This window comes from Nocardia sp. NPDC050413, assembly GCF_040655475.1.
Lineage (GTDB): Bacteria > Actinomycetota > Actinomycetes > Mycobacteriales > Mycobacteriaceae > Nocardia > Nocardia coubleae.
Genome location: NZ_JBFAJZ010000011.1, coordinates 114,384 through 136,372, shown reverse-complemented (window position 1 = coordinate 136,372; position 21,989 = coordinate 114,384). Strand labels below are relative to the sequence as shown.

The following is a 21,989-nucleotide window of genomic DNA, read 5'->3' as shown; positions in this document are numbered from 1 at the left end:
GGCCTGCGTGGTTACACTCCGTTGCCGCCTCCAGCCGCTGACCGCTCATGCCGAGATCGCGACCTTGCGCGGGCGGCCGCGCGGGCGCTTGCGGGCGATCACGACACCCTGGTCGAAGATCTCACCGCCCCAGACACCCCACGGCTCGCCGCGGTCGATGGCCGCCGTCAGGCAGCCCTTACGGATCGGGCAGGAGGCGCACAGCTGCTTGGCCTGCTCGAGATCGGTGGGGCTCTCGGCGAACCACAGATCGGGGTTTCCGGCCCGGCAGGGCAGGGTCTTGGTGGTGACCTCACGGACGCGAGGGGTCTGCGCCACGGTTCGGCATGTCACGTCAGTAGTGGCCGTCGGCCAGTCCTGGGCGGTGAACACGTCGTTCTCCTTCAGCTCGTTGCAGCGGTCGTGGTGTTCGGTGTGCGAACCCGGAGCCTGCGGCTGAGGAGCCGAAAACAATGGCCACGGATTTCGCTTCTCGCGATCCGTGGCCAGGAGGTCTAGGGAGGAATTCCTACCTAGTTCGACATCTGTGTCGAGACCTGAGCACGGTCGCTGGGTGGACGCGGAGGCGGGTTGCGCCGCCGAAGATCGCCGGTGCGTATCCGGCCTCATCGGCGAACGTGTCTGCCGATGCCGGAACGGCGGTCGGCTGCCAACCCACAATGGGCTTGTCCTGGAGACGAACAGGGCTGTGCTGATGCATGACAGTCATCGGGACAGCTTTGGTATCGACGCCGGACAGACCGGTCCCCTGCAGAGCGAGGACCCCCCGGGAGGCGGACACCATGAATTCGTTCATCAGGTCGCGATTGCCCATCGCGACGAATGCGGTGTTGCTGTTCATCTGACTGCCTCCCTCCTGAACTCGTGTGCTGATAGTTTCCACGCGCCGAGATCACTCTCGGTGCGTGCTGTCCACCATAGGCAAAGATCGATAAGCGGACAACCTATTTTCTACCTGGGGTTTTGTGTCTTCGCCCGCATCCGCGACGCGACGATCGCGAGCACATCGGCGCCGTACTGCTCGATCTTCTTCGGGCCGATGCCCGCGATGGCCGCCAGCCCCTTGTCGTCGGCGGGGAGCTGTTCGGCGATGGCGGTGAGGGTGGTGTCGGTGAACACCACGAAGTCGCGCACGCGCAGGACCTCCGCCTTCTCCGCGCGCCACTCCTGCAGGGCCGCGAGCAAGTCGGCGTCGAGTTCGGCCGGGCAGCGCCTGCAGCGGCCGAGCATGGAGGCGTAGGTGCCGATCAGCGGTTTCGCGCAGACCCGGCACAGTGGGCGTTTGCCGTCGGCGTCCTTGGGGCCCGTGGCTGTCGCGGCGATGCGCGAGGCGGGCGAGTCGTCGGGGACGAGGCCGTTGAGGAAACGGGAACGCCTGCGCACCCGTCGGCCGCCCTCGGCGCGGGCCAGCGACCACGAGACTGTCAGGTGTTCGCGCGCGCGGGTGACGCCCACGTAGAGCAGCCGGCGTTCCTCTTCCAGGCCCGCCTGGTCGGACGGGCTGCCGTCGTCGCCGAGTACGTGCTGGATCGGGAGCGTGCCGTCGCTGACGCCGACGAGGAACACCGCGTCCCATTCCAGGCCCTTGGCGGCATGCAGCGACGCCAGCGTGACGCCTTCGACGGTCGGCGGGTGTTTGGCCTCGGCGCGGGTGGCGAGCTCGCGGAGCAGACCGGTGAGGTCGATCTCGGGGTCGTGGCCGACGAGTTCCTCGGTGAGCTGCACCAACGCCAGCAGCGCGGACCAGCGTTCCTTGGCCTGGGCGCCCGCCGGTTCCTCGGCGGTGAGCCCGACCGAGGCCAGCTCGGCGCGGACCAGCGTGATGAGCCCGCCGCCGCTGCGCGCCTCGTCGGGCAGATCGTCGCGGGTATCGGCCTGACGCAGCTTCTGTACGGCCTGGCGCACCTCTTGGCGCTGGAAGAACCCTTCCCCGCCGCGCACCTGGAACGGGATACCGCGCTCGTTGAGCGCCTGTTCGAACGGTTCGGACTGGGCGTTGATCCGGTAGAGCACCGCGATCTCGGCTGCCGGTGTGCCCGCGGCGATCAGCTTCTTGATCTTGCCCGCGACGGCCGCGGCCTCGGCGGGCACGTCGGGGTACTCGGCGAATTCGGGTTCCGGGCCGTCGGGCCGCTGGCCGACGAGCGCCAGCCGGGTGCCCGCAATACGTCCGCGCGCGGCACCGATCACCCGGTTGGCCAGCGACACCACCTGGGGGGTGGAGCGATAGTCGCGTTCGAGCCGGATGACAGTGGCGTCGGGGAAGCGGCGGGAGAAGTCGAGCAGGTAGTTGGGGGTGGCGCCGGTGAAGGAGTAGATGGTCTGGTTGGCGTCACCGACGACGGTGAGGTCGTCGCGCTCGCCGAGCCAGGCGTCGAGCACCCGCTGCTGCAGCGGCGTGACGTCCTGGTACTCGTCGACGACGAAACTGCGGTACCGGCCGCGGAATTCGTCGGCGACGGCCGGGTAGTCCTCCAGCGCGGCGGCGGTGTGCAGCAGCAGGTCGTCGAAGTCGAGCAGCAGACCGTCGGCGGAGGTCTTCGCCGACTCGTACCCGGCGTAGACCTGGGCCACCCGGGTGACCTCGACGGGGGCGTCGCGGTGGTATTTCGCGGCGGCCGCCGGATAGTCCTCCGGGGCGATCAGCGATGCCTTGGCCCACTCGATCTCGCTGAGCAGGTCGCGGATCAGTTCGGTCGAGCTGCCCAGCCCCGCCCGGTTGGCCGCCTGGGCGACCACGGGGAACTTGCTGTCGAGCAACCGCCACGGCACATCGCCGACGACCTGCGGCCAGAAGTACCGCAGTTGCCGCAGCGCCGCCGCGTGGAAGGTGCGTGCCTGCACCTGCCCGGCGTCACCGCCCAGGCCCATCGCGCGCAGCCTGCCGCGCATCTCCCCCGCGGCGCGCGCGGTGAACGTCACCGCCAGGACCTGGTCGGCTTTCACGTGACCGCCCGCGATCAGGTGTGCGATGCGGTGGGTGATGGTCCTGGTCTTGCCGGTACCCGCCCCCGCGAGCACACACACCGGTCCCCTCGGTGCCCGCACCGCGGCGGCCTGTTCCGGGTCGAGGGCGGCGAGATCGAGTGCTGACACGGCCACCATCATGACAGCGCCCGCCGACAAGAACCCGGCCGGAACACCAGGGCCGGTCGAGACGTTGCACATCGCGTGAGCGAAACAACCCCTGACCTGACGATGTACTCCACCACCTGGTGCGGCTACTGCCGCCGCCTCAAGACCCAGCTCGACGAGGCGGGCATCACCTACACGGTGATCGACATCGAAGAGGACCCCGCCTCGGCCGATTTCGTCGGCAGCGTCAACAACGGCAACCACGTCGTCCCGACAGTGAAGTACCGCGACGGTTCCACGGCGACCAACCCCACGCTCGCCCAGGTAAAGCAGGCCCTAGCGGCGCAGTCCTGACGCTTCCTACAACTCAGCCCAGGATTCGATGATGGTTCGGGCGATCGAGATGGAGCCGGGGACCAAGAGACGGGCGTTCGTGTCGCGGGTGGACCAGTCGCCCAGGTTCAAGGCGGCACGGACCTCGTCGCGGGTGAACCAGTGGGCTTCTTCGATCTCACCGTCGGAGAAGGCGAGTTCCTGTGCGGGATCGCCGACGGCGGCGAAACCGACCATCAGCGAGCGCGGGAACGGCCACGGCTGGCTGCCCAGGTAGTTGATCTCGCGCAGGTCGACACCGACCTCCTCGCGGACCTCGCGTTCCACGCACCGTTCCAGCGATTCACCCGCTTCGACGAAGCCGGCGAGCAGCGAGAACATCGCGGGCGGCCAGCTGTGCTGGCGGGCGAGCAGTACCCGGTCGGCGCCGTCGTGGACCAGGACGATCACGGCGGGGTCGATGCGGGGGAACTCCTCGACGCCGGTGCCGGTCAACCGGGACCAGCCGCCGCGCGCGAGGGTGGTCGACGTCCCGTCACCGCCGTGGAAACCGGCGTGGTCGTGCCAGTTGAGCAGGGCGTAGGCCGTGGAGAGCAGTTCGGCGGTGAAGTCGTCGACCGCGCCGAGCGTGCGCAGATCTTTCAGCGTGCCCTCGAGTTCCGGCTCCCGCACCGCCCACAGGTGCGCGCCCTCGGCGACCCCGAGGAACACCGCCCGGTCCTCGGGGAAATCACCGAACGCGGTGGCCGCGTCGAGAACGATGGTGCCGCCGTCCACCCGCACCCGCCCGCGCGGATCCACCCGCAGCACCCTGGCCTTACCCCACCCCTCGCGCAGCGCGGCGGGATCGACCCGCACGTGCTCTGCCCGATCGATGGTGGAACGCGACAGCAGCGGAACGTTTTTCAGTCGGAACGACACATCGCCGAGCCTAGCCGCTGCCGTTATTTGCCGCCGTTGCGGATGTAGAGCAGCTTGTCGCCCGCGTCGAGCGCGTCGACCTCGGGCTCGCCGACGCGGATCAGCTGACCGTCGCGCACCACACCGAGCACGATGTCGGACAGATGACGCGGCGACCCACCGACCTCGCTCGGCTCCACCTCACGCTCGGCCACCGCGAAACCCTCTTCGGGCGTGAGCAGGTCCTCCATCATCTCCACGACCGTCGGAGTGGTGGTGGCGATCCCGAGCAACCGGCCCGCCGTCTCCGACGACACCACCACCGAGTCGGCGCCGGACTGGCGCACGAGGTGGGTGTTCTCGGCCTCGCGGATGGCGACACAGATCTTGGCGGTCTTGTTCAGTTCGCGGGCGGTGAGGGTGACCAGCACCGCGGTGTCGTCGCGGTTGGTCGCCACGATCACCGACGACGCCCGCTGCACGCCCGTCAGGCGCAACACATCGGACTTGGTCGCCGAACCGTGCACGGTGACCAGACCCGCACCCGCCGCCGCCTCCAGCGCGATCGGATCGGTATCGACGACGACGATGTCGGACGCCTGCACACCATCGCCGAGCATGGCATCGATCGCGGTGCGTCCCTTGGTGCCGTAACCGACGACAACGGTGTGATTGCGCACGGTGTGCCTCCATCGCTGAATCTTGAACGCCTGCCGGGACCGCTCGGTGAGCACGCTGAGAGTGGTGCCGACCAGCACGATCAGGAACAGGACACGCAGGGGTGTGATGACGATGATGTTCACCAGCCGCGCCGACGGGGTGATCGGGGCGATATCACCGTACCCGGTGGTCGACAGCGACACCGTGGCGTAATACATCGCATCGAGGAACGACAACTCGTCACCGGAATTGTCGCGGTAGCCGTGGCGGCCCAGATACACCACGCCCGCGGCGGTGAACAGCAGCAGGATCGCGAAAAGGACGCGGCGGGTGAGCGAGGTCCAGGGACTGATCTGCTCGACCGGGATGCGCAACAAACCGACCAGCGCGTAGTCGGGACTGCTACTCAGCCCGAGCGGGCGGCGCTTGTCGAACATCGTCGCGCTCCTTTTTTGGCGGCTGGCGCCGCGGGTCTCGGCGCTAAACGCCGCCTCTTCCCTCCCTACGGGCACTCCTTCGTCGCACCCTTCGGTCAGTCCAGAGGCGGCGACGCGCCGAGACCGGCCGTCGTATTCGCTTCGCGAGGAAGACTAGCTGGCGCCGCGGGTTCGGCGCTGAACACCGCCTCCACCGGTCGTGGTTTTCCGCTTCGCGGGAAGAGTATCGGCTCAGTGGGGGTCTTGCTGTTCGGTGTCCTTGTTTTCCGGGGCGGCGTCGTGGATGAGGCGGGCCAGTTCGTCCGGGCCTGCCAGGTCGGTGGGGGCGATGGTGCGGCCGGAGCGTACGTAATGGAAAGCGGCGCCGACTCGTTGGAGGATCGCGTCCTCGGATTCGCCGGTGCGGGCGGCCATCAGGCGGGCCCAGGCCAGGCGGTAGACGGCGAGCTGCATGGCGACGGCGGGTTCGTCGGCGGGGCCGGGTTCGGCGCCGGTCTTCCAGTCGACGACGATCCAGCGGTCGCCGGGTTCGGCGAAGACGGCGTCCATCCGGCCGCGGATGACGGTGCCCGCGATGCTGGTTTCGAACGGGACCTCCACGTCGATGGGGTTGCGGTGCGCCCAGGGTGAGCGACGGAAGGCGGCCTGCATGGTGGCGAGTTCCTGATCGGCGCGGCCTGCCGTGTCGGCGGCGCCGGGTAGTTCGTCGAGGCCGAGCAGCTGGTCGGTGCTGTACCAGGACTGCACCCAGGCGTGGAAGGCGGTGCCGCGCCGGGCCATCGGGTTCGGCGGGTAGGGCAGGGGACGGCGCAGGCGGGCGGCCAGGCGGGTGGGGTCGGCGCGCAGTTCGACCAGGGCGGTCGCGGGGAGCTGGCCGGGCAGTTCCACCTGCTGTTCGGCGAGTTCGGCGGCGGTGAACTCGGCGAGCAGGGCGTCGACGTCGTTGGCCCAGCCTTCGGGATCGTCGTCCTCGGGCGCGGACTCGGTTGGCGTGCCGCGTAACTGGTCGAGGGCTGCGCGGACGAGGGTGGCGCCCTGTTCGATGGGGTCGCGGCGGTCGCCGAGGGGGTCGCGTGGCCAGTGGGCGGTCGGTGGGTTGTCGGCGAAGGGGTTGACGGCGTCGGCCGGTGGTTTGTCGTCCCAGCGGGCGATGGTCGCGACGCCGTAGGCGGGGCTGTCGGGGTCTTCGTTGGCCTCTTTGAGTTCGAGCAGGAACTCCGACGGCCCCTTCTGCGAGGTGCCGGTTTCGGGCCAGTAGTAGGCCGAAACCAGCAGTACCCGTTCGGTTCTGGTGAGGGCGACGTAGAACAGGCGGCGCTCTTCGTCGAGGCGGCGGCTCTTGAGCGCGTCGCGGTGTTCGGTGATGGCCTGTTCGAGTTCGGCACGGTCACCGACGCCGCTCAGGTCGAGGACCGGGACGCCTTCGGCGGCGTCGGGCTGGGCGCGGTCGCCGCGCAGGGTGGTGGGAAGTTCGGTGAGGGCGCCGAGCCAGGTGCTCAGTGCGGTGGTGGAGGGGAAGACCGAGGCGCTCACGTGCGGCACCGCGACGACCTCCCATTCGAGCCCCTTGGCGGCGTGCACCGTGAGCACCTGCACGCGGTCGCGGGCAACTTCCACTTCGCCCGGCTCCAAACCGTTTTCGACGGATTCGGCGGCGGTGAAGAAGGCGAGCAGGCCGCTGAGCGAGGCGCGCGAGTCGGCGGCGTAGCCCGCGACCACCTCGGCGAAGGCGTCCAGGTGTTCGCGGCCCGCGCCGCCGCCCGCGATCGCGCGGCGCGTCTGGGTTTCCACGCCGACACCGATGGTCCGCTCGACATCGGCGACGAGCTCGACCAGTGGTTGCCCGCTGCGTTCGCGCAGGGCGGCCAATTCCTCGCCGAGTGCGATGATGCGCGCGTAACCCGCCTCCGAATAGTTTTCCGCCGGACCGGGGTCGGCGATGGCGTCGGCCAGGCCCGCGCGTTCGGTGGGTTCCGGGGCCACTTCACGCAGGGCGGACGCCAGGCCGGTCGCGTCGGTGATCGCGGTGGAGGCATCGCCGGACAGGCTCCCGATCGACAGCATCCGAGCCCGCTTGGCCAGGGCAGCCAGGTCGGCGACACCGATGCGCCAGCGCGCGCCGGTGAGGATGCGCACCGCCGCGCTTCCGGTTCCCGGTTCGGCGATGAGTCGCAGCGTGGCGACGATGTCGGCCACCTCGGGGGTCGCCAGAAGGCCACCGAGACCGACGATTTCGACGGGAAGGCCCTGTTCACGCAAGGCTTCGGCCAGCGGTGCGGCGTCGGCGTTGCGCCGGATCAGTACCGCCGACGTGGGTGGTGGCTTCCCGTCTTCCCGCGCCTGGATCCACTCGCGGGCGATCCGCTCGGCGATCCAATCCCGTTCCTGGGCAACAGTTTCCGTGAGCGCGAGTTCGACAGTGCCCGCATGTGCGTCGGGCTTGGCACGCAGGGCGTCCACGGTCGCACCCCCGGCCGCGCGCGCTCGCGACCGCAACGGGTCGGCCACGAGGTTGGCCAACGCCAGCGCTTCGGGTGGATTTCGCCAACTGGTGAGCAACGGCAGAATCGGCGCCGGAACCCCTTCGCCCACAGGGAAATCTGTCGCGAACCTGGGCAGGTTCGCCGCCGAGGCACCACGCCACCCGTAGATCGACTGCATCGGATCACCCACCGCCGTCACGGCGAGCGCACCGGAACCTGCTTCCCCGGTGACGCCGTCGCGCGCCTCGTCACCTACGGCACCACGGCGACCCTCACCATCCGGCTCACCGTGACGACCGCCGCCCCCCTCACCACGCCGATCATCACCGACGCCATCACGCGCACCACCATGGAGGCCGGGGCTGCCGGCCCGACGCACATCGGGCGCGATTTCACCGGGGGCTGGGTCGTCGGACCACAGCGTGGCGTGGTCAGACGTGGCCGACGCGCGCACCCGCACCGGCTCGCTACGCCGATTCTGTTGTACCGCCCTGGCATTGCCGAACAAGGCCGACAGCAGGACTCGCTGGGCATGGCCGGTGTCCTGGTACTCGTCGAGCAGCACCAGTTTGAAACGGGCGCGTTCAGCGGCGGCGACCTCGGGGTGGTCGACGGCCAGGCGGGCAGCCAGGGACATCTGCGAGCCGAAGTCGAGGGCACCTCGGCGTTCGAGTGCCTCGGCGAGCTGATTGACCAGCGGGAGCAGGGCGACGCGTTCGCGCTGGGCGTTGACCACGTCCTGGAGTTTCTGGCTGGGCCCACCGCGCTGACGCGGTCCGGCGGGCAGGGTGTAGACGAGTTTTTCCAGTTCGGCGTGCGCTTCGGCGAGTTCCTCCGGCTCCACCAGGTGTTCGGCGAGCTGCCCGGACAGCGCGAGCACCGCCTCGGTGACCGAGACGGGGGTGCGGTCGGTGTCGAGGTCGCCGTCCCAGGAACGGACCACCTCGTGAGCGAGCTGCCACAGCTGCGTCTGGGTGAGCAGCGCGGCCGAGGGTTCCACCGGCAGCAGCAGACCGTGTGCGGTGAGCAGCCTGCCCGCGTAGGAGTGGTATGTGCTGATCTCCGGTTCGGCGCCCGCGATGACGGTGCGCAGCGCGCCGCTGGGGTCGATCTCGCGGACCAGCGGCGCACCGGCCAGCCGGGCCAGGCGGGTGCGGATGCGAGACGTCAACTGCTGTGCGGCTTTTCGGGTGAACGTGAGGCCGAGCACCTCGTCGGGGGCGACGAGCTGATTGGCGACCATCCACACCACGCGCGCGGCCATCGTCTCGGTCTTGCCCGCGCCCGCGCCCGCGACGACCAGCGTGGGACCGGGCGGCGCCGCGATGATGGCCGCCTGTTCGTCGGTCGGTGGCGGCAGGCCGAGCGCGTCGGCCAGCCGCTGCGGGGTGACGCGCACGCCGCTCACTCGTCGGTCACCTGCCGTCCGGTGTCACGCACGGGACAGCTGCCGCCGACCGGGCAGTGCCTGCACCCGTCGTTGCGCACCGCGAGGTAGCCGGGGCCGCGGGTGGCCGCGGCGGCGTCGTGGATGGTGGTTCGCCACTGCTCGAGTCCCTCGGCGTCGAGGGGGTCCTGGGCGCGTTCGGTCGCCCCGGTCTTGTTGTGGGGTTTGGCGACGTAGACCAGGCGCGCACCGCCCGGCTCCCCAGGTTCGGCGTCCTCGTCGTCGAGCGCGCCGTGGGCGGCGGCGACCTGGTAGGTGGCCAGCTGAGCGTGGTCGGCGACGGTCTTCGCGCTGATCGGTGTCTTGCCCGTCTTCACGTCGACGATCACGAACCGGCCTTGCGCGTCGCGTTCGAGCCGGTCGACCCGGCCCCGGATACGCACGGGCCGTTCCCCTTCGGCGCGCGGCGGCAGCACGCAGTCCACCGGCACCTCGACCCCGGCCTGCGTGAGTTCGCCACGGGTGGTGCGCACCCAGGCGAGGAAGGTCTCGAGCATGGCCTCGGTGCGGCGCAGTTCCTGGCGGGAGTGCCAGCCGGTGGCCGGGTCGATCGCCTTCCACGCCTGGTCGAGGGCGGCGCGCACCTGGTGTTCTGGCACGTTGCCCGCCAGTGCCTGCACCAGGGTGTGTACGAGGTTGCCCTTCACGGCGTGCGGGTTGTCGCCGTCGGTGCCGCCGTGGCGTTCCAGCGCCCAGCGCAGCGGGCAGGTGCGCAGCAGTTCGACCGTCGACGGGGACAGGCCGATGGGTGAATCGTCGTCGTCCCACAGTTCGCGTTCGCTGCTCAGGGCCGCGGTGCCGTACCAGTCGTCGGGGTCGGTACCCGGCACACCCGCATCGGCGAGGCGCGCCAGCTGCCGGGCCGCACGGTCGCGGCGCCGCGGGTCGGCGCCGGGATCGCAGACCACACCGCGCAATTCGGCGACCAGCGCGTGCATCACCAGCGCGCGGCCGGGATCGGCGACGGGCAGGGCGCCCGGTTCGCCGGTGTCGTCGTCGCCGAGCAGTTCGGTGAGGAACCGCGACGGCACCAGGTCCTGGTCTCCCGCAACCAATTCGACGGCGGTCACCAGCAGTGAGCGCCGAGCCCGGCTGCACGCGACGAGCAGCAGTCGGCGTTCTTCGGCGAGGATCGGGGCCGCCCGGTTCGTCTTCGCCGCCGGGTCGACACCGGCCACCAGGTCGACCAGGTCCTCGGTGTGCAGCAGCGTGCCGCGCGCTCGTGGGTTGGGCCAGATGCCTTCCTGCACGGCGGCGACCGCGACCACGTCCCACTCCCGGCCTGCCGCGGCGTGCGCGCTGAGCAGCGTGACGGCCTCTGTCTCGGCGGTCAACGGCCTGCCCTGCTGTGGAATCTGCTGGTGCAGCAGATATTCGACGAAACCCTCGATGCCCGCTTTTGGTAGCCGGTCGACGTAGGCCGCTGCGGCGTCGAACAATTCGACGGCGGCGTCGAGATCGCGGTCGGCCTGCATACCGGCCGCGCCGCCGCGCCGGGACTGCCGGAACCAGCGGCGTTCCAGTCGCGAACTGGTCCACAGGGTCCACAGCACGTCCTCGAGGCCCTTGTCGTGGGCTTGGGCCTGCCTGGCCTTGTCGACGGCGCGCAGCACCCGGTGCAGCGGGGCCGCCTCCACCTCGGTGAGACCGTCGAGCAGGCGGGGCTCGCCGATACCGACGATGAGGTCGCGCAGCACCTCGGCCGAGGACTGGTCGATCAGCGGGACCTCGGCCGGTTCCGGGCGCGTCGGCGTAGCGACGACGTCCGGTGCGGGCGGCATGGTTTCGGCATCGAGGACGTCGATGTCGTCCGGAAGCCGTTCGGCGACATCCCAGTCCGGTTCCGGCTCCGGGCGCAACGGGTCGTCGGGGTCCGGCGGCGGGGGTAGCCACTCGTCGTCGACCGGGTCCGGTTCGGGCTCCGGCCATTCCGGTGGCGGCGGCGGTTCGTCCCACAGCAGGAACTGGTCTGCCGCTTCGGGCGGCGTGCCCGCCAAGGCGCCGGTGCGCTCGAGGTCGAGCACGGTGCGGCGGATGCCACGGCGCAACCTGCGCAGCGCGATCTGATCGGCCCCACCGAGCGGTCCCGACAGCAGATCCATGGCGTCTTCGGGCGAGAACACCGAGTCGATGGCCCGTCGCGACCCCGGCCGCGACCGGTCACCGGCCAGCAGCACCCGCAGCGCCAGCACCATCCACGCCGCGCCACGCCTGCGCGCCAGCGGTTCGGCCACGGCGGGCCTGCGCACCGGCACTCCGGCGGCCAGCAGCGCCCGCCGCAACGGGGCAAGCGACAACGGCACCGATCGCACGATCACGGCCATGTCCGACCACGGCACCCCGTCGGTGAGATGCGCCCGCCGCAGATGGTCTGCGATCAGCGCGGCTTCCTTGGCAGGCGTCGACAACACCCGAACCCGCACGCTGGTCTCGTCGTCCGGCGGCGGTCCGGCTGCCGGATCCCCGCCGAGCGCGATCGGCTGCGCCGGATCATGGCCGGCTACAGCCTGTTCGTCAGGATGCCGATCAGCCGCGAGCGGATCGGGCGCCTCCTCGTGCAACCGGCGCGGGGCCGGATCGGCCGCCTCGGAATCCTGACCGCTTCCCGCCGGGTCACCTCGCCGCGAATCGTCATACGCCACAACCTCATCGGACCTGCCCTGGCCCCGCCGCTCGGCAGCCGGATCGGGCCCGGGGCCATCGGGCTCGCCACCGCGCGATTCCACCTCGGCTTCTGGCTCGTTCAGGTCAGCGCGCGACTCCTGCCCCGGCAGCACTCGATGACGCGCACTGCCCGGCAGCCGGGCGGCGATGCGGGCGGTGGCCAGGCGGATCGGCGCACCGCTGCGGTGATTGTGGCGCAGGATGATTCGGCGTTGGGGGACCGTGTCGAGGTCGACGAGGAACCGCGAGTCGGCGCCACGGAAGGTGAAGACGGCCTGGTCGGGGTCGCCGGTGACAACAGTGCTCGCGCTCCCGCTGCCGATCGCGCGCACCAGGGTCGCGGCTTGCGGATCCAGGTGCTGGGCGTCGTCGACCAGCAGGTACCGGATCCGATCACGTTCGGCGGCAAGGAGATTGCGGTCGCCCGCGAGCGCGTCGAGGGCGGCACCGACCAGTTCGGCGGCGTCGAGGGCGGGCGCGGTCGCTTCCGGCGCGGCCACACCGACCGACCAGCGCAGCATCGACGCCTCTTCATAGCGCTGCAGGAACCGACCGGCGGCCACCCACGCGTCGTTGTCGTGTTCACGGCCCAGCTTCATCAGATCCTCGGGGCCGATCCCGCGTTCGGTGGCACGCAACATCAGGTCGCGCAGTTGTTCGGCGAACCCGCCGAGGGCGAGCGCGGGTTGCAGGCGCGGCGGCCACAGCCCGCGCGCACCCTGCTCGATGTCCTCGAGGTCGCCGCGCAGCATCTCGCGCAGGACCGCGTCTTGTTCGGCACCGGTGAGCAGACGCGGCGGCGGGTTGCCGTGCCGTTCGGCGTGCCGGCGCAGCACCGAGAAGGCGTAGGAGTGCAGGGTGCGCACCATGGGTTCGCGGCTGGCGCCGGGGATGCCGGTGTGCGGGCCCAGCCTGTGGGTGATGGCGTCGCGCAGGGCCGCGGCGGCGTGTTTGGTGTGGGTGAGGACGAGGACCGAGGACGGGTCGGCGCCGTCGGTGATGCGCGCCGCGACCAGGTCGACCAGCAGCGAGGTCTTGCCCGTGCCGGGGCCGCCGAGCACCTGCCAGGGCAGCCAGCCGGGGCGCGGCGGGGCGGGTTGGGCTTGTTCGGCGAACAGCGCGCGCACAGGCGCGCCCCAGGCCCGCGGCCGGGGCGCTCGCGTCGTCCGGCGCACTAGTCGCACCGAGCTATCCGATCGCACCACATCGGCTATTGCAACAGACCCCACCGACACGCCCGCCCACCCCCATCGGGGGACACGCTGCGCGATAGTGCGCGACCGGCCACAATGGCTGTCGTGTCGTCGCTTCATGTACAACGTTTCGGCCCCGCCGACGGTCCCGTCGTCCTCGCCCTGCACGGCCTCACCGGCCATGGCAACCGGTGGGAAACCCTCGCCACCCGGCATCTGCCGCAGGCCCGGGTGATCGCGCCCGACCTGCGCGGACACGGTCGTTCCACCTCGCTGCCGCCGTGGGACATCGACACTCTCGCCGCCGATGTGGCCGCGCTCGTGCGGGCGGAGACCGACGGCCCGGTCGTGGTGGTCGGGCATTCGTTCGGTGGCGCGGTCGGCATCTATCTGGCGCGCGCCCATCGCGAACTCGTGCGCTCGCTGGTGCTGCTGGATCCGGCCATCGGGATCGACCCGAAGCTGATGGAACAGGTGGCCGCCGCCGATCTGGCCTCACCCGACTACACCGATGTCGACGAGGCGCGTTCGGACAAGCAGGTGAGCGCGTGGGGCCCCGACGAGGTCGACCCGGCCGAACTCGAGCGCGAGCTCGCCGAGCACCTGGTGCCCGCCGAGGGCGGCCGGGTGCGGTGGCGCACCTTCCAGCCGGCGATCACCTCGTATTGGGGACAGCTGGCCCGCCCGTTCGTGCTGCCGCCCGCCGACGTGCCGACGGTGCTGGTCCAGGCCGCCAAGGTGCAGCCGCCGTACGTCACCGCCGAATTCCGTGGTGCGCTGGCCGCCGAGCTCGCCGATTTCACCGCTCACGACTGGGATTGCGACCACATGGTCCCGCAGGCCCGTCCCGCCGAGACGGCCGCGCTCATCGCGTCGGTGCTGTAGACCGTGCCCGCGACGACCGACGACCAGGTGGAGCGGGTGCGCGCCCTCGTCGCCGCCATCCCACCCGGCCGCGTCGCCACCTACGGCGACCTCGCCGCCGCGGTAGGCCTGTCCTCGCCGCGCACGGTCGGCTGGATCATGCGCACCGACTCCTCCGACCTCCCCTGGCACCGCGTCGTCCCCGCCTCCGGCCGCCCCTCCCCCCACCTCGCCGGCCGCCAGCTGCGCCTCCTCGCCGAGGAAGGAGTCCTTATCACCGACGGCCGCATCGACCTGCGCACCGCCCGCCTCTGACGATCGGGTCGGGTCGGCGCGGATAGCATGGCCGACATGTCGACTACTTCGCTGGTCTCATGACCGATGCCGATGCGATCGTGCTGGCGGGAGGGCGGGCCAGCCGGATGGGTGGGGTCGACAAGCCCGGGATCGTGATCGGTGGGCGGTCGATGCTCGAGGCGGCGCTGGGGGCGGTGAGCGATTGCGGTGAGGTGGTTGTCGTCGGTCCGCCGCGACCCGAACTCGACGCGCGGATCAAGCAGGTGCGTGAGGTGCCGCCGGGGTCGGGGCCGGTGGCCGCCATCGGCACCGGGTTGGCCGCGCTGGAGCCCGAGTCGGCACCGTGGATCGTTGTGCTCGCGGCCGACATGCCGTTCCTGACGCGCGACACGGTGCGCCAATTATTGCTCCGCGCAGCCGAATCCACCGCGGAAGCGGTGTTCGCCATCGATGCGTCGGGGCGCCCGCAGTACCTGGTCGGCGTGTGGCGGCGCACCGCGCTCACGGCGGCGCTGGCGGGTCTGGACGCCCTGGTGAACCAGCCGATGAAGGCGATCATCCCCACCGAGACGGCACTGGTCGAACTGCCGGGCACCACCGACTGCGACACCGAGGAGGAGGTGCGCCGGGCCCGCGAGTCCGTCGACAACGACGCCCGCCTCGACCTCACCGAAGCCAGGAATCGCATCGCCGGCGCACTCACCCCGTTGATCGCCTACGACGCCGCTTTCGCCGACGTACCCGGCGCCGCCCTGGCCGAACCGGTGGTCGCGGCGGGCGCGCTGCCGCGCTTCGACGTCTCCGCGATGGACGGCTACGCCGTGTGCGGTGACGGCCCGTGGCGATTGCGCCGCGATGTCGGATTCGCCGGTGGCGCAAGGCCGCTCGGCCTGTTGCCCGGTGAGGCGGTGCGGATCGCGACCGGTGCGCACGTGCCCGACGGGACCACCTCCGTGCTGCGTGACGAATTCGCCGTCGTCACCGGCGATGATCTGGCACGGCGGCCCGGCACACCGATCCGGGGCGATGTGCGGCGCAGCGGTGAGGACCTGCGGGTCGGTGATCAGGTCGCACCGGCGGGCACCCGGGTGACCGCGGCGCTGCGCTCGGCCGCCGCCTCGGTGGAGGTGACAGCGGGTTCGGTCCGTGGGCCCGTCCGAGCTCGAATAGTGATGACCGGTGACGAGATCCGCAGCACCGGCCCGCTGCAGACCGGCCAGACCCGCGATTCGATCGGCCCCGTCCTGCCGGATCTGCTCACCGGCTGCGGTGTGCGCGTGGTCGACCGTGTGCACCTGCGCGACACCGCGCACAGCTTCGACGACATGCTCACCGCCACAACCGGTCTCGATCTGCTGGTCGTGGTCGGCGCCACCGGCGGCGGCGCCGCCGACCAGTTGCGCACCGCGCTGGCGCGCACCGGTGCACGCATCGTCGTCCCGAGACTCGCACTGCGCCCTGGTGGTTCGACCGTCGTAGCCGAATTACCCGACGGACCAACGGTTCTCGGACTGCCTGGTAATCCCTTCGCCGCCATCGCCGTACTACTCGCCCTCACCCCGGCGATCGTCGCGGCCCGCACCGCGTCGGCGCCGCCGCGCACCGTTCTCGGCCCGCTGCACAATGCCGCCGAAATCGCCGCCCCCGTCACGCGCATCACGCCCGCGCGCTACGCCCCCGGCGGCGGCTGGATCGGCGACCCGAATATCCGCACCGCCCACCTGGGCGGTCTCGTCGACCGCGACGGACTGGTCGTCGTCGGACCATCGGCCGAAGACGGCGACCTCGTGGAATTCCTCCCGCTCCCGAGTTGAAACAATGTCGCCCGAATTACCGTCGGTGACTGCCGAAAATACCGGGACACGCCGAATATCCGCTGGTAGGAATGCTATTTATCGTTCAACTCTACCGCCGCGACGACTCGATGCCTATCGTTGAGCAAGTCAGGCGTACCCCGCCTCGAAAAAGGCGGAATTACGCCGGACATCCGAATTAGGCGAAGTATTCATCCCTCGGAAAGGACCGTGTGGAGATGGCTGAGAAGTCGAAGAAAACGCCGAAAAAGATGCCCAAGCAGATGCCCCGCCAGCAGCAGGAGCAGCGGCAGGAGCAGGACTCGCAGCGGATGACGCGAGCAGGCCAGGATGATCGGCGCGAGCCGCGCCGCCCAGGCAGCCACTGATCCACGCGTGTCGACGAGCCGCCGGTACCGGTACCGGCGGCTCGTCCGCGTCAGGCCCCGATCGGCAGGGCGGCGTCACGTCCCCTGCGAGCCGTCGACGGATCGGGCGCGGGGACCGCGTCGAGCAGGCGACGGGTGTAATCCTGCGCTGGTGCCGCGAACACCGCGCGTGCCGCACCGGTCTCCACGATCCGGCCCTGTCGCAGCACCAGGACGCGGTCGGCGACCTGATGCACCACGGCCAGGTCGTGACTGATGAACAGGCTCGCGAATCCGTATTCGGCGCGCAGATCGGCGAACAGGTCGAGCACCTGTGCCTGCACCGAGACGTCGAGCGCACTGGTCGGTTCGTCGGCCACCAGCAGCCGAGGCGCCAGTGCCAGCGCCCGCGCCAACGCCACGCGCTGACGCTGCCCACCGGACAACTCCGCGGGCCTGCGCTCGGCGTAGTCCCTCGGCAACCGGACCGACTCGAGCAGATCGCCCACCTTGGACCGCAGCAGGGCTCCCGAAGCGACTCGATGCACCTGGAGCGGTTCACCGATCGCGGCGGCGATGCTGCGTCGCGGGTCGAGCGAGGCGCTCACATCCTGATGCACGAGCGCCACGTGCTTGCGCAACCCGCGCAGCTCCCGCCGGGGCAACCCGGTCAGCGACACACCCTGTAGCTGCACGGTCCCCGAGGTCGCGGGCACCAGCCCGAGCGCGGTCCGCCCGAGTGTGCTCTTGCCCGAACCGGACTCCCCGACGATGCCGAGTACCTCGCGCGGACTCAGCGTCAACGAGATGTCGTACAGTGCGGGGAATGCGGCACCACCGTGCCGACCGGGATAGACCACGGACAACTCGTCGATCCGCAACACCTCGCGGTACTCCGGTCCCGGTACGCCCCCGCCCTTCTCGGCGACGACCGCCGGTTTCCGTGCCACCACCCTCCGCAGCGCCCGCTCGAGACCCCGAGTCGCGCGACCCGCCGCACCATCGGAATCGAGGCCGGCTTCCCTGGCCACACCATCGGACTCCGCAGGAAGGGCTGGAGCGATACCGTCCCCAGCGCCCACTGGGTCGGCCGCCTCGGCACCGGCATCGAACCGCACCGGGTCGGGCCTTTCGGTGCTCGAAGCGTTCGGGACGACGTCGGCCTCGTTCGCACCGCGAGTCGGGATCACCGTCTCGACCGGCTGGGTCTCGGGCACGCCGTCGGGGTCGCTTACCTCGGGCGCCACCGCTGCCCCACCGCGCGCCGAACGTGCCGGCAAGCGCGGGACCGACGCGAGCAACGTGCGGGTGTACTCGGCCTGCGGTGCGGCGAACAGGTCGAAGACGGGCTGCTGTTCGACCACCTGGCCCGCGCGCAGCACCACCACGCGGTCGGCGATCTCGGCGACCACGCCGAGGTTGTGGGTGATGAACAGCACCGAGGTGCCCCGATCGCGTCGCAGCGTGTGCAGCAGGTCGAGGATTTCGGCCTGCACGGTGACGTCGAGCGCGGTCGTCGGCTCGTCGGCGATGAGCAGCTCGGGTTCGCCCGACAGCGCGAGCGCGATCACCACGCGCTGCTTCTGCCCGCCCGAGAGCTGATGCGGGTACCAGTCGAGGCGTTCGGCGGGTTCGGGGATGTCGACGGCGGTGAGCAATTCGATCGCGCGGGCACGGGCCGCGGCCTTGTCGGTGACGCCGTGTGCGCGCAGGGCCCGCACGAGCTGGGTGCCGATCTTCTGCACCGGATTGAGCGCGGTCTGCGGCTCCTGGAACACCATGGCGGCCCGGGTGCCGCGCAGTCCACGCAGGGTCGCCTCGTCGGCGCCGACGATCTCGGTCGCGGCGAGGGTGACCGACCCGCGCGCCCGCGCGGTCACCGGCAGCAGTCCGAGCGCGGCCCGCGCGGTGAGCGACTTTCCCGACCCGGATTCGCCGACCAGCGCGACGACCTGTCCGCGCCGCACCTGGAAGCTCACCCCGTGCACCACCGTCTTGTCCCCGAAGGCGACGACCAGATCGGTGATGTCGAGCACGACATCATCGGGCTCGCGCTCTTGCGTACTCATCCCGATCTCCTCGCGTTGCCCAGTGATTGGGCGATCAACAGAAACCCGAGCGTCAGCCCGGCGACGACGACCAGCGGCCCGACCGCCATCCACGGATTGGCGTCGAGGTTGCCGATGGATTCGCCGGTCAGCGAGCCGAGCGAGGGATTCGGGGGCTGGACCCCGATCCCGATGAAGCTCATCGCGCCCTCGAGGAACACCGCGACCGACAGCGACAGCGCGAACTGCACGACGAGCGGTTCGACCGCGTTGGGCAGCACGTGTCTGCGCAGCGTCCACCAGGTGCCAGCGCCGATCACCTCGGATGCCTCGACGAAGGGTTGTTCGCGCACCGCGAGCACGGCGGTGCGGATCTGACGACCGAAGATCGGGATCTCGGCGGCCACGATGACGATCACCACCGCGTGCCAGCCCGGCCCGGTGATCGCGGCGAGGGCGATCGCGAAGATCAGCGACGGGAAGGCCAGCACCAGGTCGAACAGGCGCTGCACGGTGACATCGGCGAAGGGGTGCACGGTGGCGGCGAGCCCGATCAGCGAACCGAGCACCGCGGCGAGCGGCACCGCGAGTGCCACGATGAGCAGGTCGACGCGGATTCCGGCCAGCACGCGCGCGGCCACGTCGCGGTTGAGGTGGTCGGTGCCGAGCCAGTGCTGTGTGCTCGGGCCGAGCAGGTTGGCGGACGGTATCTGCGTGAGCGGGTCGAAGGGGCTCAGTACCCCGGCGAACACACCGGCGAGCGCGATCACGCCGACCAGGAGAACACCGGCCAGTCCCTGACCACTGCGCAACGCGGCCGCTCGCCGCGCGCGTGTTTCCGCGATTGCGACGGTCACGATCGTCCCCCGATCCGGACTCGCGGGTCCAGCCACGCGTGGGCGAGATCGGTGAGCAACTGGATCACCACGAACACCGCGACGGCGAGCAGCAACAGCACCTGCACCACCGGGTAGTCGCGCCGGCTGATGCCCTGCTCGATGAGCTGACCGATCCCCGGCCACACGAACGCCGCCTCCACCAGCACCGCCCCGCCGAGTAGCTGACCGGTCTGCAGGCCGAGCACGGTGAGCGAGGTCGGCAGTGCGTTGCGCAGCGCCCCGCGCGTGACGATCTCGCGGTGGTCGACACCGAGCGAACGTGCCGTGAGCACATAGGGTTTGGTGAGTTCGGTCCGCAACGACTCGGTGAGGAACCGGGTCAGCGCGGCCGCCACCGGCAGTGCGAGGCAGATCGCGGGCAGCAGCAGATACTGCACCGCGATATCCGGCCGGGCGATGAACCCGTCCGGCGGCACCCCGCCCGAGGGCAGGATCGGGATCGCGACGGCGAACACCAGCACCAGCAGTGGTCCCACCACGAAGGTCGGCAACGCGACGGCGATCGTATTCGCCGCCGCCACCACGGTATTCAGCCAGCGACTCGGCCACAGCACCGAGGCCAGCGACACCGCAAGGCTCACCACCACGGCGAGCACCAGCGCGGTCACCGTGAGCACCAGGGTGTTGGTGAGCCCACGACCGACCAGGTCGCTGATCTGCCCACCGATGAGGTAGGACCGGCCGAGGTCGAGGGTGACCAGATCGCCCAGCCAGCTCAGGTATTGCACGGGAATCGACCGGTCGAGACCGAGCTGATGCCGGATGGCCGCGACGGACTCGGGTGTCGCGTCGTTGCCCGCCAGGATGGTGGCCGGGTCGCCCGGCACCAGCCGCAGCAGCAGGAAGATCAGCACCGAGGCGCCGAACAGGACGAGCAGTGCAGAGGGCAGGCGGTGCAGCAGGTAGCGCGTCATGACAGGAACGTGTCGGTGAGTACGGGTTCGCGGCGCTTGGTCCAGGCGAATCCGTGCACCGTGTTGCTGGTGGAGTACTGCTGGAAACGCACACCGATTTCGATCAGGAACAGCCCTTCGAGCAGCTGATCCGTCACGGCCCGGTAGGCGCGCACCGCGTCGGGTCCGGTGCCCTGCGGCAGTTGCCATGCGGCATCGGCGGCCGCGGTGTAGGCGGGCGACTCGTAGCGAGAGGCGTTGCGGCGGGCGTTGAACGGGTACGCACTCACGGTGAGGGTCGACGGCACGAACTGTGCCCACGAGTGGTCGGTCACCCACAGGCCGCGGAACTGCTGGCCGGTCAGTTGTTTCACGAAAGCTGCGTTGTCGATCGGGTCGAGATCCACCTCGATGCCCACCTCGGCCAGATTGGCCTGCACGATCTGGGCGGTCGCCTCGAACCCGGGCGGGAAAGTCAACGGCAGGCGCGGTGGCTTGGTGACCTGGGCCAGCAGCGCCTTGGCCTTGCCGATGTCTCTGCCGTACCTGGTGTTGAGCGACTCGTCGAACGCCGGAGAATTCTTCGGCCACGGCACATTCAGTGGATAGCCCGCGCCGCGAAAGACCTCGGTGACGATCCGTTCGCGGTCCAGCGCGTAGGCGATGGCTTGCCGCACCCGCACATCCGCCAGCGACGGCTCGGAGACATTGACCCCCACATAGGTCTGCAGTTCGGCGCCCTCGAGATTGTGCACTGTGAAACCGCCACTGTTGGACAGGTTCTCGGCGTCGCGGAAGGTCAGTTCGCGCGCAGCGGCGACCTGACCGGTCTTCAGCGCGTTCAGCAGTGCCTGCGGATCGGGGACGATCGACACCTCGACCCGATCGAGGTAGGGACGATCCGGGACCCAGTACCCGGTGTTCTTGGCGAAGATCAGTTGTGAATTCGGAATTCGCTGTACGAAGGTGAACGGCCCGGTGCCGATATAGGTTTCACCGGTGCCGAGTTTGTCGGCGGTTTCGCTGTCGAGAATGGGCACCGTATCGAGCAGATCGAAGATATTGCTCACCGGATGGGCGAAACGCAGGACGATCCGGGTGGGCGAGACGATATCGAATTCTGTCACCGCGGCGGCGGTTGACCGCAATTGCGCAGACCATTTCGGGTCGGCGTAGGTGCGGATCGAAAACTCCACATCCTTGGCCGTGAACACCCGCCCGCTGTGGAATTTCACGTCGTCGCGCAGGTCCAGACTCACCGAGCGGCCGTCGGCGGCGAGCTGCCAGGCCTTGGCCAGCAGCGGCTGTGGTTCGAGTGAATCGTTCGGGTAGCGGATCAGCGATTCGTAGACCAGGCCGACGAGCACCGGGGTGGCGGCGGTATTGGTGAGCAGATTGGCGGGCACCAGGTCCTCACGGATGCCGACCTTCAAGGTGCCACCGCGCACCGGCGTCGCGTCGTCGCCGCCTGCCTTCTGCTCCGAGACCGCGGAGGTGCACGCCGCGAGGGCCGCCCCGCCGAAGATGGCCGCGGCAGCGATACCGCTGGTGCGCAGGAAATTTCGGCGATGGATACCGCCACGCGATGCATTGTTCGTTGACACGACAGCGACGCTAACAATGTGCGCGACACCG

General features: G+C 70.1%; 16 protein-coding genes. 5 read left to right on the top strand and 11 right to left on the bottom strand.

Going from position 1 to position 21,989, the window contains the following annotated elements:
• Nucleotides 1-45: 45 nt before the first annotated feature.
• The 3 genes from AB0I19_RS23655 to AB0I19_RS23645 all read right to left on the bottom strand — a co-directional run bounded on the left by AB0I19_RS23655 (nucleotide 46) and on the right by AB0I19_RS23645 (nucleotide 3,105).
• Nucleotides 46-372 carry a WhiB family transcriptional regulator gene (locus AB0I19_RS23655; RefSeq protein ID WP_281201970.1) on the bottom strand — a complete coding sequence of 109 codons (327 nt, stop codon included), beginning with the start codon at nucleotides 370-372 and terminating at the stop codon, nucleotides 46-48.
• A 136-nt stretch (nucleotides 373-508) separates the two neighbouring features.
• Nucleotides 509-841, bottom strand: coding sequence for a hypothetical protein (locus tag AB0I19_RS23650; RefSeq protein WP_357151213.1), 333 nt, complete (start codon nucleotides 839-841; stop codon nucleotides 509-511).
• Between the two features lie 110 nt (nucleotides 842-951).
• Nucleotides 952-3,105, bottom strand: a complete 2,154-nt coding sequence (locus tag AB0I19_RS23645; protein WP_357151296.1) for an ATP-dependent DNA helicase UvrD2 — start codon at nucleotides 3,103-3,105, stop codon at nucleotides 952-954.
• Between the two features lie 93 nt (nucleotides 3,106-3,198).
• On the opposite strand from AB0I19_RS23645, the gene AB0I19_RS23640 reads away from it, so the two are divergent.
• Nucleotides 3,199-3,429 (top strand): mycoredoxin, encoded by a 231-nt coding sequence (locus tag AB0I19_RS23640; protein ID WP_067637296.1) that lies wholly within the window; start codon nucleotides 3,199-3,201, stop codon nucleotides 3,427-3,429.
• Nucleotides 3,430-3,435: 6 nt separating this feature from the next.
• On the opposite strand, the gene nudC is transcribed toward AB0I19_RS23640, so the two are convergent.
• The 4 genes from nudC to AB0I19_RS23620 form a co-directional block, all read right to left on the bottom strand.
• On the bottom strand, nucleotides 3,436-4,329 hold the full coding sequence (gene nudC / locus AB0I19_RS23635) for an NAD(+) diphosphatase (protein ID WP_357151211.1): 894 nt from the start codon (nucleotides 4,327-4,329) through the stop codon (nucleotides 3,436-3,438).
• Between the two features lie 23 nt (nucleotides 4,330-4,352).
• Nucleotides 4,353-5,405, bottom strand: a complete 1,053-nt coding sequence (locus tag AB0I19_RS23630) for a potassium channel protein (RefSeq protein ID WP_067491584.1) — start codon at nucleotides 5,403-5,405, stop codon at nucleotides 4,353-4,355.
• 231 nt (nucleotides 5,406-5,636) lie between these two features.
• Nucleotides 5,637-9,296, bottom strand: coding sequence for a UvrD-helicase domain-containing protein (locus AB0I19_RS23625; RefSeq protein ID WP_357151209.1), 3,660 nt, complete (start codon nucleotides 9,294-9,296; stop codon nucleotides 5,637-5,639).
• Complete coding sequence (locus AB0I19_RS23620) at nucleotides 9,293-13,174, bottom strand: PD-(D/E)XK nuclease family protein (RefSeq protein WP_357151294.1); 3,882 nt, start codon at nucleotides 13,172-13,174, stop codon at nucleotides 9,293-9,295. Before AB0I19_RS23620 ends, AB0I19_RS23625 begins: the two co-directional genes overlap by 4 nt.
• Before the next feature lie 114 nt (nucleotides 13,175-13,288).
• Here AB0I19_RS23620 and AB0I19_RS23615 point away from each other — a divergent pair, with 114 nt between their 5' ends.
• The 4 genes from AB0I19_RS23615 (at nucleotide 13,289) to AB0I19_RS23600 (ending at nucleotide 16,535) form a co-directional block, all read left to right on the top strand.
• The gene (locus AB0I19_RS23615; RefSeq protein WP_357151207.1) at nucleotides 13,289-14,077 is read left to right on the top strand and encodes an alpha/beta hydrolase; all 789 of its coding nucleotides are present in this window, start codon (nucleotides 13,289-13,291) and stop codon (nucleotides 14,075-14,077) included.
• Nucleotides 14,078-14,080: 3 nt separating this feature from the next.
• Entirely contained in the window at nucleotides 14,081-14,371 is a 291-nt protein-coding gene (locus AB0I19_RS23610) for an MGMT family protein (RefSeq protein ID WP_357151205.1), read from the top strand.
• A 59-nt stretch (nucleotides 14,372-14,430) separates the two neighbouring features.
• The gene (locus AB0I19_RS23605; RefSeq protein WP_357151203.1) at nucleotides 14,431-16,167 is read left to right on the top strand and encodes an NTP transferase domain-containing protein; all 1,737 of its coding nucleotides are present in this window, start codon (nucleotides 14,431-14,433) and stop codon (nucleotides 16,165-16,167) included.
• Between the two features lie 218 nt (nucleotides 16,168-16,385).
• Nucleotides 16,386-16,535: a hypothetical protein gene (locus AB0I19_RS23600; protein ID WP_157104805.1), complete on the top strand. Its 150-nt coding sequence runs from the start codon at nucleotides 16,386-16,388 to the stop codon at nucleotides 16,533-16,535.
• Between the two features lie 50 nt (nucleotides 16,536-16,585).
• On the opposite strand, the gene AB0I19_RS23595 is transcribed toward AB0I19_RS23600, so the two are convergent.
• Genes AB0I19_RS23595 through AB0I19_RS23580 form a run of 4 tightly spaced genes read right to left on the bottom strand, consistent with a single transcriptional unit; the run spans nucleotide 16,586 to nucleotide 21,958 of the window.
• Nucleotides 16,586-18,583, bottom strand: coding sequence for an ABC transporter ATP-binding protein (locus AB0I19_RS23595; RefSeq protein WP_357151200.1), 1,998 nt, complete (start codon nucleotides 18,581-18,583; stop codon nucleotides 16,586-16,588).
• Entirely contained in the window at nucleotides 18,580-19,419 is an 840-nt protein-coding gene (locus AB0I19_RS23590; protein ID WP_357151198.1) for an ABC transporter permease, read from the bottom strand. The genes AB0I19_RS23595 and AB0I19_RS23590 overlap by 4 nt, the downstream gene beginning before the upstream one ends.
• Nucleotides 19,416-20,375, bottom strand: a complete 960-nt coding sequence (locus AB0I19_RS23585) for an ABC transporter permease (protein ID WP_357151196.1) — start codon at nucleotides 20,373-20,375, stop codon at nucleotides 19,416-19,418. Before AB0I19_RS23585 ends, AB0I19_RS23590 begins: the two co-directional genes overlap by 4 nt.
• On the bottom strand, nucleotides 20,372-21,958 hold the full coding sequence (locus tag AB0I19_RS23580) for an ABC transporter substrate-binding protein (RefSeq protein WP_357151194.1): 1,587 nt from the start codon (nucleotides 21,956-21,958) through the stop codon (nucleotides 20,372-20,374). Before AB0I19_RS23580 ends, AB0I19_RS23585 begins: the two co-directional genes overlap by 4 nt.
• Between the last annotated feature and the right edge of the window lie 31 nt (nucleotides 21,959-21,989).

What these genes read in the sequence shown, in the direction of transcription:
- AB0I19_RS23650 (WP_357151213.1), bottom strand. Translation starts at nt 841, where the DNA reads ATGAACAGCAACACCGCATTCGTCGCGATGGGCAATCGCGACCTGATG.
- AB0I19_RS23645 (WP_357151296.1), bottom strand. Translation starts at nt 3,105, where the DNA reads ATGGTGGCCGTGTCAGCACTCGATCTCGCCGCCCTCGACCCGGAACAG.
- AB0I19_RS23640 (WP_067637296.1), top strand. Translation starts at nt 3,199, where the DNA reads ATGTACTCCACCACCTGGTGCGGCTACTGCCGCCGCCTCAAGACCCAG.
- AB0I19_RS23630 (WP_067491584.1), bottom strand. Translation starts at nt 5,405, where the DNA reads ATGTTCGACAAGCGCCGCCCGCTCGGGCTGAGTAGCAGTCCCGACTAC.
- AB0I19_RS23615 (WP_357151207.1), top strand. Translation starts at nt 13,289, where the DNA reads ATGGCTGTCGTGTCGTCGCTTCATGTACAACGTTTCGGCCCCGCCGAC.
- AB0I19_RS23605 (WP_357151203.1), top strand. Translation starts at nt 14,431, where the DNA reads ATGACCGATGCCGATGCGATCGTGCTGGCGGGAGGGCGGGCCAGCCGG.
- AB0I19_RS23600 (WP_157104805.1), top strand. Translation starts at nt 16,386, where the DNA reads ATGGCTGAGAAGTCGAAGAAAACGCCGAAAAAGATGCCCAAGCAGATG.
- AB0I19_RS23595 (WP_357151200.1), bottom strand. Translation starts at nt 18,583, where the DNA reads ATGAGTACGCAAGAGCGCGAGCCCGATGATGTCGTGCTCGACATCACC.
- AB0I19_RS23585 (WP_357151196.1), bottom strand. Translation starts at nt 20,375, where the DNA reads ATGACGCGCTACCTGCTGCACCGCCTGCCCTCTGCACTGCTCGTCCTG.